Origin of the sequence: Cedecea neteri, from assembly GCF_000758305.1 — a bacterium.
Taxonomy (GTDB): domain Bacteria; phylum Pseudomonadota; class Gammaproteobacteria; order Enterobacterales; family Enterobacteriaceae; genus Cedecea; species Cedecea neteri_C.
Genome location: NZ_CP009458.1, coordinates 1,172,229 through 1,187,146, shown reverse-complemented (window position 1 = coordinate 1,187,146; position 14,918 = coordinate 1,172,229). Strand labels below are relative to the sequence as shown.

Here is a 14,918-nt window from a genome sequence, read left to right as displayed (position 1 = left end):
CCGCCGCCAGCGGGCTAATGCTGGCAACCTCCGCCTGGGCCGGTAAGCTCTCGATAGTCATTGATGACTTTGGCTATCGTCCTCAGCAGGAAAACCAGGTGCTGGCCCTGCCAACTAACGTCTCTGTCGCCGTGCTACCCAACGCACCCCACGCTCGCGAAATGGCGACCAAAGCCCATAACGCCGGGCATGAAGTTCTGATCCATCTGCCGATGGCACCACTCAGCAAACAACCGCTAGAGAAAGATACGCTCCGTCCGGACATGAGCAGCAGCGAAATCGAGAGAATTATCCGCGACGCGGTGAACAAAGTCCCTTATGCCGTTGGGATGAATAACCATATGGGCAGCGCGATGACCTCCAACCTGTTCGGCATGCAAAAGGTGATGCAGTCGCTGGAGCAGTACAATCTCTATTTCCTGGACAGCATGACCATCGGTAACAGCCAGGCCACTCGCGCCGCAGCCGGCACTCGAGTCAAAGTGATTAAGCGGAAAGTGTTCCTCGACGATACTCAGAACGAGGCGGATATCCGCTTTCAGTTCAATCGCGCTATCCAGCTTGCTCGCAAAACCGGGTCAGCTATCGCCATCGGTCACCCTCACCCTTCGACCGTTCGCGTCCTCCAGCAGATGGTGTACAACCTGCCACCGGACATCACGCTGGTGCGGCCGAGCAGCCTGCTTAATGAGCCACAGGTAGATACCTCAACGCCGAATAATACTCAGCCGGGCAAACAGCCACCGCCACGTAACCCGTTCCGGGGCGTGAAGGTGTGTAAACCGAAACAGCCTCTTGAGCCGGTGTACGCCACCACCTACTTTAAAGTCATCAGTGAAAGCATTGCCGAGAGCGCGCTGGTGAAATATCTCCAGCATCAGTGGCAGGGTTGGGCCAAACAGGCCTGATTGAAAAACCAGAGGGCGCAATGCCCTCTGGTTTAATGATTAATCCCAGCTCAGGATAACTTTGCCCGACTGCCCGGAGCGCATCGCGTCAAAGCCTTTCTGGAACTCATCGATAGAGAAGCGGTGGGTGATGATCGGAGACAAATCCAGACCAGACTGAATAAGGGCTGCCATCTTGTACCAGGTCTCAAACATCTCGCGACCGTAGATACCTTTAATAAACAGCCCCTTAAAGATAACTTTTGTCCAGTCGATAGACATATCTGACGGCGGGATCCCCAGCATCGCAATCCGGCCACCGTGATTCATGGTATCCAGCATGGTGCGGAACGCCGGTGGCGCGCCGGACATCTCCAGACCCACGTCAAACCCTTCGGTCATCCCCAGCTCGCTCATCACGTCCTGCAGGCTTTCTTTGCTGACGTTGACCGCACGAGTAATACCCATTTCACGCGCCAGCTCAAGGCGGTATTCGTTCACGTCGGTAATCACCACGTTACGCGCGCCGACGTGCTTCGCTACTGCCGCCGCCATGATCCCGATAGGGCCTGCGCCGGAGACCAGCACATCTTCGCCTACCAGGTCGAACGAAAGCGCCGTGTGCACGGCGTTGCCGAACGGGTCGAAGATGGAAGCCAGGTCGTCTGAGATATTGTCCGGGATCCTGAACGCATTAAACGCCGGGATAACCAAATACTCAGCAAAACAGCCGGGGCGGTTCACACCCACGCCGGTGGTGTTACGGCAGAGGTGGGTACGCCCGCCGCGGCAGTTACGACAGTGCCCACAGGTGATATGCCCTTCGCCGGAAACGCGATCGCCAATCTTGAAGCCTTTCACTTCCTGGCCAATGCCTACCACTTCACCCACGTATTCGTGGCCCACAACCATAGGAACAGGAATAGTTTTTTGCGACCATTCGTCCCAGTTGTAAATATGGACGTCGGTCCCGCAAATCGCCGTTTTACGAATTTTGATCAGCAGATCGTTATGACCCATTTCCGGCTTGGGGGCATCCGTCATCCAGATGCCTTCTTCCGCCTTCAGTTTTGCTAATGCTTTCATGACCGCTCCCTTAAGCGATAACGCCTAATTGCTTACCGATGCGCGTAAACGCATCTACCGCACGTTCAATTTGCTCAGGGGTATGCGCCGCCGACATTTGGGTGCGAATACGCGCCTGACCTTTTGGCACCACCGGGTAGAAGAAACCGGTGACGTAAATACCTTCTTTTTGCAGTTCGCGCGCAAAGTTCTGGGCGACAACCGCCTCGCCAAGCATCACTGGAATAATGGCGTGATCTGCACCTGCAAGCGTAAACCCGGCAGCGCTCATTTTTTCACGGAACAGACGAGCGTTTGACCACAGGCGCTCACGCAGCTCTTCGCCAGACTCCAGCATTTCCAGTACCTTGATAGAGGCGGAAACAATGGCTGGTGCGAGTGAATTTGAGAAAAGGTAAGGACGGGAACGCTGGCGAAGCCATTCGATAACTTCTTTGCGACCTGCGGTATAGCCACCAGAAGCGCCGCCCAGTGCTTTACCCAGCGTGCCGGTAATAATATCAACGCGGTCCATGACATCGCAGTATTCGTGCGTACCGCGCCCATTGGCACCTACAAAGCCCACGGCGTGGGAGTCATCGACCATAACCAGCGCATTGTACTTATCCGCCAGGTCACAAACACCCTGCAGGTTGGCAATCACACCGTCCATTGAGAATACGCCGTCGGTGGCGATCATCACGTGACGAGCACCTGCAGCACGAGCCTCTTTCAGACGAGCTTCCAGTTCCTGCATATCGTTGTTGGCATAGCGATAACGCTGTGCTTTGCACAGGCGCACACCGTCGATAATTGAGGCATGGTTCAGTGCGTCAGAAATGATGGCATCTTCCGGCCCGAGCAGCGTCTCAAACAAGCCGCCATTGGCGTCGAAGCAGGAGGAGTAAAGAATCGCGTCGTCCGTTCCCAGGAAATCGGCCAGCTTGCTTTCCAACTGTTTATGGCTGTCCTGAGTACCACAGATAAAGCGGACCGAAGCCATACCAAAACCGTGTTTATCCATCCCCTGTTTAGCTGCTTCAATCAGCTGCGGATGGTTAGCAAGACCCAGATAGTTGTTGGCGCAGAAGTTAATAACGTGGCTGCCGTCCGAGACGGTGATGTCCGCCTGTTGGGCGGAGGTGATAATACGCTCTTCTTTAAATAACCCTTCCACACGAGCCGTCTCGAGCTGGGAGGTCAACTGCTTGTAAAAATCTTCGCGCATCGCGATTCTCCAGGCATGGCAAATTTCGGCATATATTACCCAAACCTATACCAGGAGACGAGATTACGCTTCAGGGAATATGATTTTTGCAGGATAAATCACGAGGGTGAAAAACTTCCGCTCATTAGGCGGGTCTTTAATTGTAATGGTATGATAAGAGCCATTAGTGCATCAGGTTTATGGCCTGAAAGCCCCACTTTTTAAAGGTTGAAATTATGATTATCGTTACTGGCGGCGCCGGCATGATCGGCAGCAACATTGTTAAATCTCTGAATGAGCAAGGCTACCGCGATATCCTGGTCGTGGATAACCTCAAAGACGGGACTAAGTTTGTTAACCTGGTTGATCTGGACATCGCCGACTACATGGACAAGGAAGACTTCCTGATCCAGATTATGGCCGGGGAAGAGTTCGGTGATATCGACGCCATCTTCCATGAAGGTGCCTGCTCTTCCACCACCGAGTGGGACGGCAAGTACATGATGGACAACAACTATCAGTACTCTAAAGAAATCCTGCACTACTGCCTGGAGCGTGAAATTCCGTTCCTGTATGCCTCTTCTGCCGCCACCTACGGCGGGCGCAATGCAGATTTCATCGAATCTCGCGAATATGAACAGCCGCTGAACGTATACGGCTACTCAAAATTCCTGTTTGATGAATATGTGCGCCAGATCCTGCCAGAAGCGAACTCTCAGGTGACCGGCTTCCGCTACTTTAACGTCTACGGGCCGCGTGAAGGTCACAAAGGCAGCATGGCGAGCGTCGCCTTCCACCTCAACACCCAGTTGAACAACGGTGAAAATCCTAAACTCTTCGAAGGCAGTGACGGCTTCAAGCGTGATTTCATCTATGTGGGTGATGTGGCCGCCGTTAATCTGTGGTTCTGGCAAAATGGCGTTTCCGGTATTTTCAACTGCGGTACCGGCCGTGCAGAATCCTTCCAGGCCGTGGCAGACGCTGCGCTGGCTTATCACAACAAAGGCAGCATCGAGTACATTCCTTTCCCGGACAAACTGAAAGGTCGCTACCAGGCTTATACCGAAGCCGACTTAACCAATCTGCGCGCTGCAGGTTACGACAAGCCGTTCAAAACCGTAGCCGAAGGCGTTGCGGAATACATGACATGGTTAAATCGCGACGCATAAGCTGCACAGGGAAAGTATGAAAATTCTGGTGATTGGCCCGTCATGGGTGGGCGACATGATGATGTCGCAAAGTCTCTATCGCACGCTCAAGGCGCGTTATCCCCAGGCGATAATTGACGTGATGGCACCCGCGTGGTGCCGTCCGCTATTATCGCGTATGCAGGAAGTGAACGAAGCCATCGCCATGCCTTTGGGCCACGGTGCGCTGCAAATCGCAGAACGTCGCCGTCTCGGTCATAGCCTTCGAGATAAGCGCTACGATCGTGCTTACGTCCTGCCAAACTCGTTTAAGTCCGCGCTGGTGCCTTTTTTTGCCAACATTCCTCATCGCACGGGTTGGCTGGGCGAAATGCGCTATGGCCTGCTGAATGACAGCCGCAAGCTGGATAAACAAGCCTGGCCTTTAATGGTAGAACGCTATGTCGCTTTAGGTTACGACAGGGGCGTAATGCAGTCGGCGAAAGATCTCCCGCAGCCACTGCTGTGGCCTCAGCTGCACGTCAGTGAAGGTGAAAAAACACAGGCCTGTGCTGCCTTTAACCTTGAGCCACAGCGCCCAATGATAGGTTTCTGCCCTGGCGCAGAGTTCGGCCCGGCAAAACGCTGGCCGCACTATCATTACGCCGCGCTCGCGGCAAAACTCATTGATGCCGGATATCAGGTTGTGCTTTTCGGCTCTGCCAAGGATAAGGACGCGGGTAAAGAGATTCTTGCTGCCCTCAGCAGTGAGCAACAGGCATGGTGCCGTAACCTTGCCGGGGATACCCAGCTTGAGCAGGCCGTTATTTTGCTTGCAGCTTGCCAGGGTGTAGTCACTAATGACTCTGGCCTGATGCATGTTGCAGCCGCACTCGACCGCCCACTGGTCGCACTTTATGGCCCCAGCAGCCCGGATTTCACCCCACCACTTTCCCATAAAGCGAAGGTTATTCGCCTGATCAGCGGATACCATAAAGTGCGTAAAGGCGATGCCGCTGAGGGCTATCATCAAAGCCTGATCGATATCACGCCCGAAAGCGTGCTGGTTGCATTGACTGAACTGTTAACCAGCAGCAAGGAAGACTGATGCGTGTTCTTCTCGTTAAAACATCTTCGATGGGCGATGTGCTTCATTCGCTTCCAGCCCTGACGGATGCGATGCATGCTATTCCAGGAATCAAATTCGACTGGGTTGTTGAAGAAGGCTTTGCCCAGATCCCGAGCTGGCACCCCGCCGTGGATAAAGTATTTCCGGTTGCAATCCGTCGCTGGCGTAAAAGCTGGTTTGCTTCTAAAACACGCGCCGAACGTGAAGTGTTCTATGAAGAGCTGAAGGCCAGAGAATATGACTGCATTATCGACGCCCAGGGGCTAGTAAAAAGTGCTGCACTGGTCACTCGTAAGGCGCGTGGCATAAAGCACGGCATGAACTGGAACAGCGCACGTGAGCCATTAGCCAGTCTGTTCTACAACGTAAGACACAGCGTGGCCAGACAGCAACACGCGGTGGAGCGCGTGCGTGAGCTTTTTGCTAAGAGTTTGGGATATATCCAACCCGATCGGCAGGGTGATTATGCAATCGCATCGCATTTCCTGAACTATCTGAACGCGGATAATGGTCAGTATGCCGTATTCTTACATGCGACGACACGAGATGATAAACACTGGCCGGAAACGCACTGGCGTGAGCTAATTAGCCTGCTGGAGGGTTCAGGGGTTCGCATTAAGCTTCCGTGGGGAGCGCCACATGAAGAAGCAAGGGCTAAGCGGCTGGCGGAAGGGTTTGATTTCGTTGACGTCTTACCGAAAATGACGCTTGAAGAAGTGGCTAAAGTATTGGCGGGAGCAAAATATGTGGTTTCCGTTGATACAGGATTAAGCCACCTTACCGCAGCATTAGACCGGCCGAATGTGACGCTGTACGGACCGACTGATCCGGGGCTAATTGGTGGGTATGGTCTACATCAGCAGGCGCTAAAAAATGGGGATCATGCAATGGCTTCAACATCAGCAAACGATGTCCGACAATTACTTCAACATTCAAACATACTATAATTCTTTTAAGAGTATATTTATGCCTGATAGCCCAATTATTTCTCTGCATGATAGCAAGAGAAAAGATACTTTCTTCAGCATCGTCGACGGCCTGTTTCTTGCGGGTTGCCTGCTTTCATTGGCTATGGTGCTTATTAATCCCGATCAGGCAATCAAGGTCTTCATTTTCAGTACCGTCCTTTCATTTCCTGTTATTTTCAATAACCGCCATAACTTATTGAAAAATAAAAAAATGCTAATGCTGCCGCTCGCTCTTTTTGCGTTTGGGCTAATGCAAATTATTTGGGTGGCGATCTTTAAACAACAGGGCTCACCTTTTACAGCAGCCTATCGCTCTTACCAGAATGGGGGTAAGACGCTTATTTTTGCGTCATTTGTCATAACAGCGATCGGTTGCCAAAAGGCATTTTCTCCCTGCATTAGGCAGGCTGTTAACTATCTGATCATCGCCATTGGGCTCTCGCTATATGGGTGGGCAGCTTACCAACTCTATAGTATCGGCGCGATGAACCTACTTGCATACAGGGTTTCGCTAGGTTTTGAATTTGCAACTGGCACTGCATATGCCTTGACGTTTATTGCATTACTGGCCTCGCAGGCAATACTAAATTTACGTGGTCGCTGGGTTATTCCGCTTTATTTTCTACATTTTGCGCTATCTTCTATGGCCATTGTCACCACGCAAACGCGAGCAGCTATTTTAGTTTATCCGATATTATGTATTGCCTTATTTTTATTACATTATCGTCGTAACCATAAAGTTCTGGCAGTCTCCATAACGAGTTTTATCGTCCTCGGCGTTTTGGCTCTGGTCCCGTTGAAATCGGTGCTGGAACAACGGTATATGGATTTCAAAGATGACATAGCGGCATACAAGAGTGAGAACAGTAATACGTCGATTGGGGCGAGGTTTGCCATGCAACGTGTAGGGTTTGAGACGGGGAAATTGCAGCCCGGAGGCGAGTCTCTGGAGCAGCGCAGCGCCTCACTTAATATTCTGGAAAAAACTGATCCCTCGCTCAGCGGCGCATTGATGTATATGAACATCCATCTACATAATGAAATGATGGATACGTTTTCTCTCAAAGGCGTATTGGGCGTTGTGCTCCTCGCACTCTTATATGCCTCAATGGTATATATGGCATTTGAAGAGAAAAATGCGCTGTTACTGATTGTTTCAGGTGCTATCGCTATCTACGGCCTAAGTGATCTATTGCTGTATGCCAAAGGTGAATCCTTAAGTAGCATGCTGGCACTTTCTTTTGCACTAATACTGGTTTCTAACACCAAAAGAGAGCAATCTCATGTGTGATAAAAATCATTACCTTCTGAGCATTATTATTCCGACATATAATAATGCCGAATTTATCACTTCAACCCTGACATCCCTGCAGGCCGGGATCACAGATGAAGTTGAAATCATCATCATTAATGATGGTTCGACCGATCATACCGATGAAAAGATCGCAGAATTTTACCGGTTCAGCCCCAGTGATAACGTTAAGGTAATACATCAGAGTAACCAAGGCGTAGCGATTGCCCGAAATAAAGGGCTAGAATCCGCAACGGGTGTATACATCGCTTTTGTGGACAGTGACGATATTATCAGTTCCGATTATTTCACTCTTTTACTGCCCGTCCTGCGTGAACGTAAATATGACATTGTAGAATTTGGCTTAACTCGCGATAAAGAAAAACTATACACATCGCAAGGCGCCAGCAATGAAAATATTGAAAGAAATGAACTCATTCTGCAGGATACTCAATGTTTGCCATTAATGCCTACGTTTAGCGCTGCACAGTGGCATTTAGTCACAAAAATATTTCTCCGGGATATTCTTGGCAATGACAGATTTGAAGCTAATCGCCGCTATGAAGATATTATTTTCAGCCCGTTCCAGTACTTTAAATGCCGTAACATCCTGAATCTCAACGTTAAACTTTATTACTACCGGCTAAATTCCCATAGCATCACTGAAAATCTCAGAGAAAGTGACGCTCAGCACATCTTTTTTGCCATGAGAAAAATGTGTGACTATATAAAAAACAATCCAGAAAAACGCTCGGTTGCAACGCTGATGATTGTTAATTGTTTTCTTGAAGGGCGAAAAATTGTACGCAAAAAGAAAGGCTACTATGCCTATGATGAGCAAATGTTAAGCGATATAAAAACAGTATTACAGTATTGCGACGAAAGCGTCATGAATAAAAAAATAATCTATAAAATGCGACACCCTTGGGTAGATACATTTATTTCTGCTACTCGCAATCAGGTATTTAAGCTTTGCAAGAAAAAGATCAACAAGGAAAGTTAAGATGGCTCAACAACATGTAGATCGCATTTTAATTTGCAAGCTTAAGTTTTATGGCGATGTATTGCTCATTACTCCCGTCATAGCGAGTCTGCAGGCACGCTATCCGCACGCTAAAATTGATTTGTTATTGTACAAAGATACCAAAGCCATTCTCGCGGCAGATGACCGTATTCATCAATTTTATCTGGTCGAAAAAAAGCTCGGGCTGCTCGATACAATCAAAAACTACCTCACCCTGCAGCGCGAACTTAGAAAAAATCGCTACGACCTGATTGTGAACCTGACTGAGCAGTGGCCTATTGGTGCACTGGTCGCTTCATTAGGTCGGCCTTCTGTCGCCTTTCAGCGAGAAAAAAAGCTCTGGAACAAGCTCTTTAGCCGGGTAGTGCCTATGACAGGAACTCACATCGTTGAGCAAAATTTGTCTCTACTGAAAGGCATCGGCTTTACCGATAGTGATCTGAAGCCACAAATGCAGCTGAGTTATCAGGAAAATGATGTTCAGGCGCTATGTGCTCTTGATCCCGAGCTAATGTTGCAGCCTTATGTGGTTATTCAACCCACCGCACGGCAGTCGTTTAAGTGCTGGGATGAGGATAAATTCGCTGAGGTCATTAATCATCTGCATAGCCAGGGATTGAAGGTCTATTTAACCTGCGGGCCAGCAGCCACTGAACAGGAACAAGTAAAGCGGATTGCCGGCCTCTGCGATATATCTCCAGACCTCCGTTTTGCAGGAAAAACATCATTCCTGCAGCTTGCAGCGCTGCTCGACCATGCAACCCTTTATATCGGTGTTGATTCCGCTCCGATGCACATGGCTGCAGCACTGAATAAACCTCAAGTATGCCTGTTCGGTGCAACCAACTATCAGCAATGGCGACCGTGGTCAGATAAAGCAACGCTGATTTGGGCGGGCAGTTATCATCCGATGCCCGAAAGAAAAGATTTGGATCGTTCGCAGAAGTATCTTTCCTGGATCCCAGCGCAGGCCGTCATCGACGCTGTCGATACCACGTTGAAAAATGCGGCAACCCAAGACAATGAGAACAAATAAATGGCTAATAACTCAATAATCAATGTTGCCTGGTGTACGGATGCCAATTATCTGGAGTATGTCGCTACCTCAATGATATCCGTAAAAATGAACAACCTAAATCAAGAGTTGGCATTCTACGTATTTGTTTATGATGTAAGCGATGAGGAAATCGAAAAGCTGAAAGCAACCTGTGATGGCGTTCAAGTGGTAAAAATAGAAAAAGGCGCGATTGAGAAATACAGCAATGATTTCGCTATTAAACACCTTAACCGCTCCACTTATATGCGTCTTGCAGTGCCCCGGTTACTTCAGGGAAAAGTTGAAAACTTCATTTATCTTGATGCCGATACGTTGTGTTTCGACGATATCAGCAGCATAAATGATATTGATATCAGCAATGTTATCTGCGCTGCCAGCCATGATTCGCTCGATACACAGAACGACAAACATGCCAAACGTCTCGGCCTAAAAACAAAGCATTATTTCAATGCAGGGTTTCTTTATATCAATGTCAATAACTGGATAGAACATGACGTCGAAAATAAAGCAAACGAAGTATTATTCGAAAAAGGAAACACCCTTCCCTATTTTGATCAGGATGCATTGAATATCGCGATGGATGGCAATATACGCTTCATCGATAACCAGTGGAACTTCCTTTTCAACTGGTTCACTGAGGAACAAAAAGAGACGTTTTTATATCACGAAAATACAACACCTAAAATCGTCCACTTCACCGGTGGCAGAAAACCATGGTACCGGGAACATACTGGCCTGGCCCAGCAACTCTACTCTTTCTATCATCACTTTACGCCATGGCGAAACGCCCCATTGCGTTCCTATGCACCACGGATGCGACCAACGGATTATCGAGTATATGCCCGACAGAATGCCCGTAAAAGACAGTACCTGGTTGCCGCCGGTTGGTATCTGAAGTATTTGCAGAGCAAACTGCGCAAGTAAAATGCGTATGACTCAAAAATAAAAAGCTCCCAATGGGAGCTTTTTGTTATTTACTTTTCAGTTTGGCAATAAGATAGCCGATATAACTCACAATAGATGCCAGCATTTTTCCTTGTAACCTTTCATGTCGGGACTTTTTCTTAAATTGCTTAGGTGTTCTAGGCCCAAGCAGAGGAACATTTGCCCAAGGAGATGCTTGCCAGGCCGTCGTGAAATATTGTGCTGAAGGGTAATTCGCCCAGGAATTCCATGGTTTAGTCACACCGATATAGTGGATTAAAATGGTTTCCGGCTTGATATAGTCCCGATAGCGATTAATATCCTTATTTTTTAGTTCCTGCTTAATGCCATAAATAGCATTATAAATACGCGGCAGAAATATGACTTTGTCTTTGAAAAGAATATTCAAAACATCTTGATCGGGAAATGAATGTTTTTGCTTTTCGTCTAACAACATATCAAATGCTGCACTGAGAAAATTGAATTTTCTCCACGCAACAAGATTAGTGTACATTACACCAGAATTAAAATAGTTCTCATTAAAGTCTGGTGTTCCAGCTCTTCGTGCTGGACTATCATCAACATCCCGAACAACCGCTGCCACTTTATCTTCAAAATCAATATCAATCAGATCCTGAAGAGAACCTTTACATATAACATCAGCATCAATATAAAGTAAGGCATCAACGTCTTCGCTAAGATACTCGAACGCAACAAACCGGAAGTACATTGCATGGGACCATGCGTGGCTAAAAGGTAATATTTTTAGTTCGTTCGCATCGATAACATAAATCGTGATTTTTGTAGAAAATATCTTAGATAGTTCTGCTGCACGGGTCTTATAATCATCATCAATATAGTCAGTAAAAAGATGAAAGTGAATGGGAACATTTCGATTATTCTGCAACACTGACATCATAGATATTGCCGCACCAAACATGAAATTCTTATCGACACCCCATGCAACATGTAGTTGCGGCTTATATTCAGCAGGTGCGTTGTTGAAAGCAACAATTTCCTTTATAGCCTGGCGACAATCAAAATTCATCTGACATACCTTTTAAACACAAAAATTAACGGGTTATGCTACTCAGCGCAAATGGGAACCAAAAAGTTTGCTCTTGATATACATTATATGACTCAAAACAGACAGTACATACTTGTGCTGGACTCTTTCATGTCGTGATTTTCGTTTATAAAGCTTAGCCGTATTTGCGTTAAGCAATGCTTTTCCTGACCATGTTGATTTTTCATATGCTGCTATAAAGAACTTAGAAACTGGATACTTAGCCCACCTATGCCAGGGCTTTGTCACGCCAACATAGTGAATAAGAATGGTATCGTCAGTAATAAAATCTTTATAATCGTCATTAATATTTTTATTTACTAATTCCTGATCAACACCATAGATACAGTTAAAGTCTCTACGTAATGAAATAGTATTACCCACAAACAAAATGTTTAATACATCTTGATCAAAATAAAGCAGTCCGTCTTTCTTTTCTGAAAAAACACCAAATGCTTTACTCAGTAACTTTTGTTCTTTCCAAAGAACCAGATTTGCGAGCACAACACCAGAGTTAAAGTATCCGTGTGAAAGCTCTGGAATCCCAAGACGTGCTCCTGATTTGAGACGGACTTCATCAATATCATGAATAATGGCGGCATATTCGCCGTCAAATTGTATACCTGTCAATTCGTCCAATGAGCCTTTACAGATGATATCTGCATCAAGGTAGAGAACTGAATCAAGATTGTTACTTAAATATTCAAACGCAAAGTAACGGTAGTACATTGCATATGTCCATGCTTTAGTACTTGGGAGATCACGAAATGCTTCATTATCAAACACAATAACCGTAATTGACGTATGATATTTTTCCGCTAAACGCTCTACGCAACTTATATAATCATCATCAACAAAATCGGTGAAAACATAGAAATTAAACTCCATCTCTGGATTATTGATCAGTACGGAGGTCATTGAGATGCCTGACCCAAACAAAAAATTACGATCAATACCATAAGCTATGTTAAGTTTTTTTTCTTTTGTATGGATAGAACGATCGCAAATAATTTCTTTGAGTATCGCTTTATCGAAATTAATTTTCATTCTTTTTTGCCTCATGCCTACAGAGCTTTTAATTTTAATAAATTATAATGACTTTCTTACCGTTCTTTTCTGTATTTTTTGTGCTTTTACGTGCGCGGTTGCAAACAAAGCTGACTCATTTTTAATGATGTCCCGTAGTGGCACTGAAAAATAAATACTCAGAAATCGGTAAATGTCGCGCGAAGTTAAGCCTATATGCAAAGAGGAAAAATAAAGACCGATAAGATCTTTGTCTCGCCAACGGCGAGGCACAGCGCGACGAATTTGAGCCCGATGTAAATCGATCACCGAGATTTTGAACTGTGCTTCTGGCGATTCAAACGGCAAATGCAAAAGGAAATGGCATATGTAGCAGTCCCTATGGTTCACGCCTCCTCGATGCATCTCTCTAACCATTTCGGCTACGCGTTGGATAATCGCACGTTTGACGCTAACTTTGGGTGGCTTAACAGCCCAATCAGCACAATAGTCTTCCAGGCTGATCGTCGGGGAGAGATCGTCGGTAATAATAAAAGAAGTTCGTTCTAAAGGATTCAGTCCCTTTTGGCCAAACGCGACGCCATTCATCGTGTCGACACCAAGCGCTTTGAGCCGATGAATAGCAAACCATTCTCTGTCTGCGCCCAGCACGGGCATACGTAGTGAAATCAGGTTTTTCACCACTTCTTTTAACGTTGTGCCGCGATGATACTTAAGAAAATAGCCTTTACCCTCCATCTCGAAACGGATCGTCCGGCGGGACTCCAGGGCACGGAACACTTCACCCTCCAGCTTTACAACCTCAGCAAAAGGGTCTTTTCCACGCCATCGCGTAGCAAACGGCTCTTTAAGCTCAATCATGTTCACAACCTAAAATAATATCAGCCACTTTCTCAGGCAAACTGTACAGATCCTCACTGTCGGCATAATGCCGTGCATGCTCGGCCCATTGGTTACGCAACGCCTCGTTCTCTAAAGCATTGGAAAGTGCATGATTCAACGTCGCCTGATTAAACGGCTCTGGGATGACCTCACCACAGTGAGCAGACTCGATATAATGGGCATAACCGCAAACTTCCGTAACCAGTACTGGCAATCCGGAAACGATAGCTTCTAACAGGACAATCCCAGCCGCTTCCTGAACCGCTGGATGAATCAAAATATCTGCTGCCGCCATCAACTCGGCAACGTCATCCCTTCCAGAAAAGAACTGCACATTATCTGCAATGCCAAGCTGCTGCGCCTTCGCTTCGAAACGCCCTGGTTTATCCTGCCCAACGACCAGATAACGTGTTTTTTTACGTAGGGCTTCCGGCAAGGCGGCTATCGCCTCCAGAGAACGAAATACGCCTTTTCGCTTAAAATCCGAGCCAACCTGAAGCACCACGAACTGCTGCGGATCAATGCCGTTTTTTTGGCGATATACTCGCCTGCTGTCGGCAATCTGGTTACTGTACTTTCTGTCCGGATAAATCCCCGGCGGCATAATATGGAAGCGATCGGATTCTGTCTGATAGTGTTTTTTAAAATCAGCTACTTGCGTCGGCGTTAACATCAACAGTTGAGTTTTTTTTCCTCGCAGGAACGTGGCTTTCTCAAACTGCGCATAATGTCGATAACGTGCGGTTAATTTGTAGAAAAAGCCCTTTTCACGCTCAACCTTTTCGGCATAACAGACGTCAGCCGCGTAATAAACATCAAGACCGGGCATTTTATTGAATCCGACAACCCGATCGACAGGATGTATCTTCAGCTCATTCTCAACCCATTGATGATACTGCGCATTCTTCCCATGATTTGTACGAGCTGTCACCGGAACAAGCACAATTTCAAACTGCTTAGGATGCTCTCCCTGCCACTGTTGGGTAAACACTTTAACGTGATGACCACGAGCAGCAACGGTTTGAGCTATACGCATAAAATCGCGCTGCAGGCCGCCGTAGGGAAAGTATTTGTATAAGCAAAAAGCAATGATCATGTACTCATATCCGCGAGGCCTAAACCGAAGTCAGACAAACCACAGGGAGAAACCCTTCTGGTCAGGTCGATGATGCCGGAAGGAAAATGCTCAATTTTCCAACACTGACGAGTTCCAAATTCCTTTGAAAACGTTGCATAGTGTAGCATTTATCAGAGGGCAATCCGAT

Annotated in this window: 14 protein-coding genes; 8 read left to right on the top strand and 6 right to left on the bottom strand. The window is 47.1% G+C overall.

Going from position 1 to position 14,918, the window contains the following annotated elements; genetic code table 11:
• The first annotated feature begins 17 nt into the window (after positions 1 to 17).
• Positions 18 to 908, top strand: coding sequence for a divergent polysaccharide deacetylase family protein (locus LH23_RS05555; RefSeq protein WP_197062514.1), 891 nt, complete (start codon positions 18 to 20; stop codon positions 906 to 908).
• Positions 909 to 947: 39 nt separating this feature from the next.
• On the opposite strand, the gene tdh is transcribed toward LH23_RS05555, so the two are convergent.
• Together tdh and kbl are read right to left on the bottom strand one after the other, a co-directional pair.
• Positions 948 to 1,973: an L-threonine 3-dehydrogenase gene (gene tdh, locus LH23_RS05550; RefSeq protein ID WP_039289161.1), complete on the bottom strand. Its 1,026-nt coding sequence runs from the start codon at positions 1,971 to 1,973 to the stop codon at positions 948 to 950.
• A 10-nt stretch (positions 1,974 to 1,983) separates the two neighbouring features.
• A complete protein-coding gene (kbl, locus tag LH23_RS05545) occupies positions 1,984 to 3,180 on the bottom strand; it encodes a glycine C-acetyltransferase (RefSeq protein ID WP_039289160.1) in 1,197 nt (398 codons plus the stop codon).
• Between the two features lie 215 nt (positions 3,181 to 3,395).
• Between kbl and rfaD the strand changes: the two genes are divergently transcribed.
• Genes rfaD through LH23_RS05510 form a run of 7 tightly spaced genes read left to right on the top strand, consistent with a single transcriptional unit; the run spans position 3,396 to position 10,679 of the window.
• Positions 3,396 to 4,328 (top strand): ADP-glyceromanno-heptose 6-epimerase, encoded by a 933-nt coding sequence (gene rfaD / locus LH23_RS05540; RefSeq protein WP_039289159.1) that lies wholly within the window; start codon positions 3,396 to 3,398, stop codon positions 4,326 to 4,328.
• A 16-nt stretch (positions 4,329 to 4,344) separates the two neighbouring features.
• Positions 4,345 to 5,394, top strand: a complete 1,050-nt coding sequence (rfaF, locus tag LH23_RS05535) for an ADP-heptose--LPS heptosyltransferase RfaF (RefSeq protein ID WP_039289158.1) — start codon at positions 4,345 to 4,347, stop codon at positions 5,392 to 5,394.
• Positions 5,394 to 6,362: a lipopolysaccharide heptosyltransferase RfaC gene (gene rfaC, locus LH23_RS05530; protein WP_039289157.1), complete on the top strand. Its 969-nt coding sequence runs from the start codon at positions 5,394 to 5,396 to the stop codon at positions 6,360 to 6,362. The genes rfaF and rfaC overlap by 1 nt, the downstream gene beginning before the upstream one ends.
• Positions 6,363 to 6,381: 19 nt before the next feature.
• The gene (locus LH23_RS05525; RefSeq protein WP_231560172.1) at positions 6,382 to 7,674 is read left to right on the top strand and encodes an O-antigen ligase family protein; all 1,293 of its coding nucleotides are present in this window, start codon (positions 6,382 to 6,384) and stop codon (positions 7,672 to 7,674) included.
• Complete coding sequence (locus tag LH23_RS05520) at positions 7,667 to 8,677, top strand: glycosyltransferase family 2 protein (RefSeq protein ID WP_039289156.1); 1,011 nt, start codon at positions 7,667 to 7,669, stop codon at positions 8,675 to 8,677. Before LH23_RS05525 ends, LH23_RS05520 begins: the two co-directional genes overlap by 8 nt.
• Position 8,678: 1 nt before the next feature.
• A complete protein-coding gene (gene rfaQ / locus LH23_RS05515; RefSeq protein WP_039289155.1) occupies positions 8,679 to 9,734 on the top strand; it encodes a lipopolysaccharide core heptosyltransferase RfaQ in 1,056 nt (351 codons plus the stop codon).
• Complete coding sequence (locus tag LH23_RS05510; RefSeq protein ID WP_039289154.1) at positions 9,735 to 10,679, top strand: glycosyltransferase family 8 protein; 945 nt, start codon at positions 9,735 to 9,737, stop codon at positions 10,677 to 10,679.
• Positions 10,680 to 10,725: 46 nt separating this feature from the next.
• Here the strand turns inward: LH23_RS05510 and LH23_RS05505 are convergent, their stop codons facing one another.
• From LH23_RS05505 to LH23_RS05490, 4 genes are read right to left on the bottom strand one after another with little or no spacing between them, the layout of a single operon-like run.
• Positions 10,726 to 11,727, bottom strand: coding sequence for a glycosyltransferase family 8 protein (locus LH23_RS05505; protein ID WP_039289153.1), 1,002 nt, complete (start codon positions 11,725 to 11,727; stop codon positions 10,726 to 10,728).
• 42 nt (positions 11,728 to 11,769) lie between these two features.
• Positions 11,770 to 12,792, bottom strand: coding sequence for a glycosyltransferase (locus tag LH23_RS05500; RefSeq protein WP_039289152.1), 1,023 nt, complete (start codon positions 12,790 to 12,792; stop codon positions 11,770 to 11,772).
• 42 nt (positions 12,793 to 12,834) lie between these two features.
• The gene (gene rfaP, locus LH23_RS05495) at positions 12,835 to 13,632 is read right to left on the bottom strand and encodes a lipopolysaccharide core heptose(I) kinase RfaP (protein WP_039289151.1); all 798 of its coding nucleotides are present in this window, start codon (positions 13,630 to 13,632) and stop codon (positions 12,835 to 12,837) included.
• Positions 13,625 to 14,749: a glycosyltransferase family 4 protein gene (locus LH23_RS05490; RefSeq protein ID WP_039289150.1), complete on the bottom strand. Its 1,125-nt coding sequence runs from the start codon at positions 14,747 to 14,749 to the stop codon at positions 13,625 to 13,627. Before LH23_RS05490 ends, rfaP begins: the two co-directional genes overlap by 8 nt.
• Positions 14,750 to 14,918: the final 169 nt, after the last annotated feature.

Coding starts and splice junctions, on each gene's coding strand:
- LH23_RS05555 (WP_197062514.1), top strand. CDS start 18: ATGCTGGCAACCTCCGCCTGGGCCGGTAAGCTCTCGATAGTCATTGAT.
- tdh (WP_039289161.1), bottom strand. CDS start 1,973: ATGAAAGCATTAGCAAAACTGAAGGCGGAAGAAGGCATCTGGATGACG.
- kbl (WP_039289160.1), bottom strand. CDS start 3,180: ATGCGCGAAGATTTTTACAAGCAGTTGACCTCCCAGCTCGAGACGGCT.
- rfaD (WP_039289159.1), top strand. CDS start 3,396: ATGATTATCGTTACTGGCGGCGCCGGCATGATCGGCAGCAACATTGTT.
- rfaF (WP_039289158.1), top strand. CDS start 4,345: ATGAAAATTCTGGTGATTGGCCCGTCATGGGTGGGCGACATGATGATG.
- rfaC (WP_039289157.1), top strand. CDS start 5,394: ATGCGTGTTCTTCTCGTTAAAACATCTTCGATGGGCGATGTGCTTCAT.
- LH23_RS05525 (WP_231560172.1), top strand. CDS start 6,382: ATGCCTGATAGCCCAATTATTTCTCTGCATGATAGCAAGAGAAAAGAT.
- LH23_RS05520 (WP_039289156.1), top strand. CDS start 7,667: ATGTGTGATAAAAATCATTACCTTCTGAGCATTATTATTCCGACATAT.
- rfaQ (WP_039289155.1), top strand. CDS start 8,679: ATGGCTCAACAACATGTAGATCGCATTTTAATTTGCAAGCTTAAGTTT.
- LH23_RS05510 (WP_039289154.1), top strand. CDS start 9,735: ATGGCTAATAACTCAATAATCAATGTTGCCTGGTGTACGGATGCCAAT.
- LH23_RS05505 (WP_039289153.1), bottom strand. CDS start 11,727: ATGAATTTTGATTGTCGCCAGGCTATAAAGGAAATTGTTGCTTTCAAC.
- LH23_RS05500 (WP_039289152.1), bottom strand. CDS start 12,792: ATGAAAATTAATTTCGATAAAGCGATACTCAAAGAAATTATTTGCGAT.
- rfaP (WP_039289151.1), bottom strand. CDS start 13,632: ATGATTGAGCTTAAAGAGCCGTTTGCTACGCGATGGCGTGGAAAAGAC.
- LH23_RS05490 (WP_039289150.1), bottom strand. CDS start 14,749: ATGATCATTGCTTTTTGCTTATACAAATACTTTCCCTACGGCGGCCTG.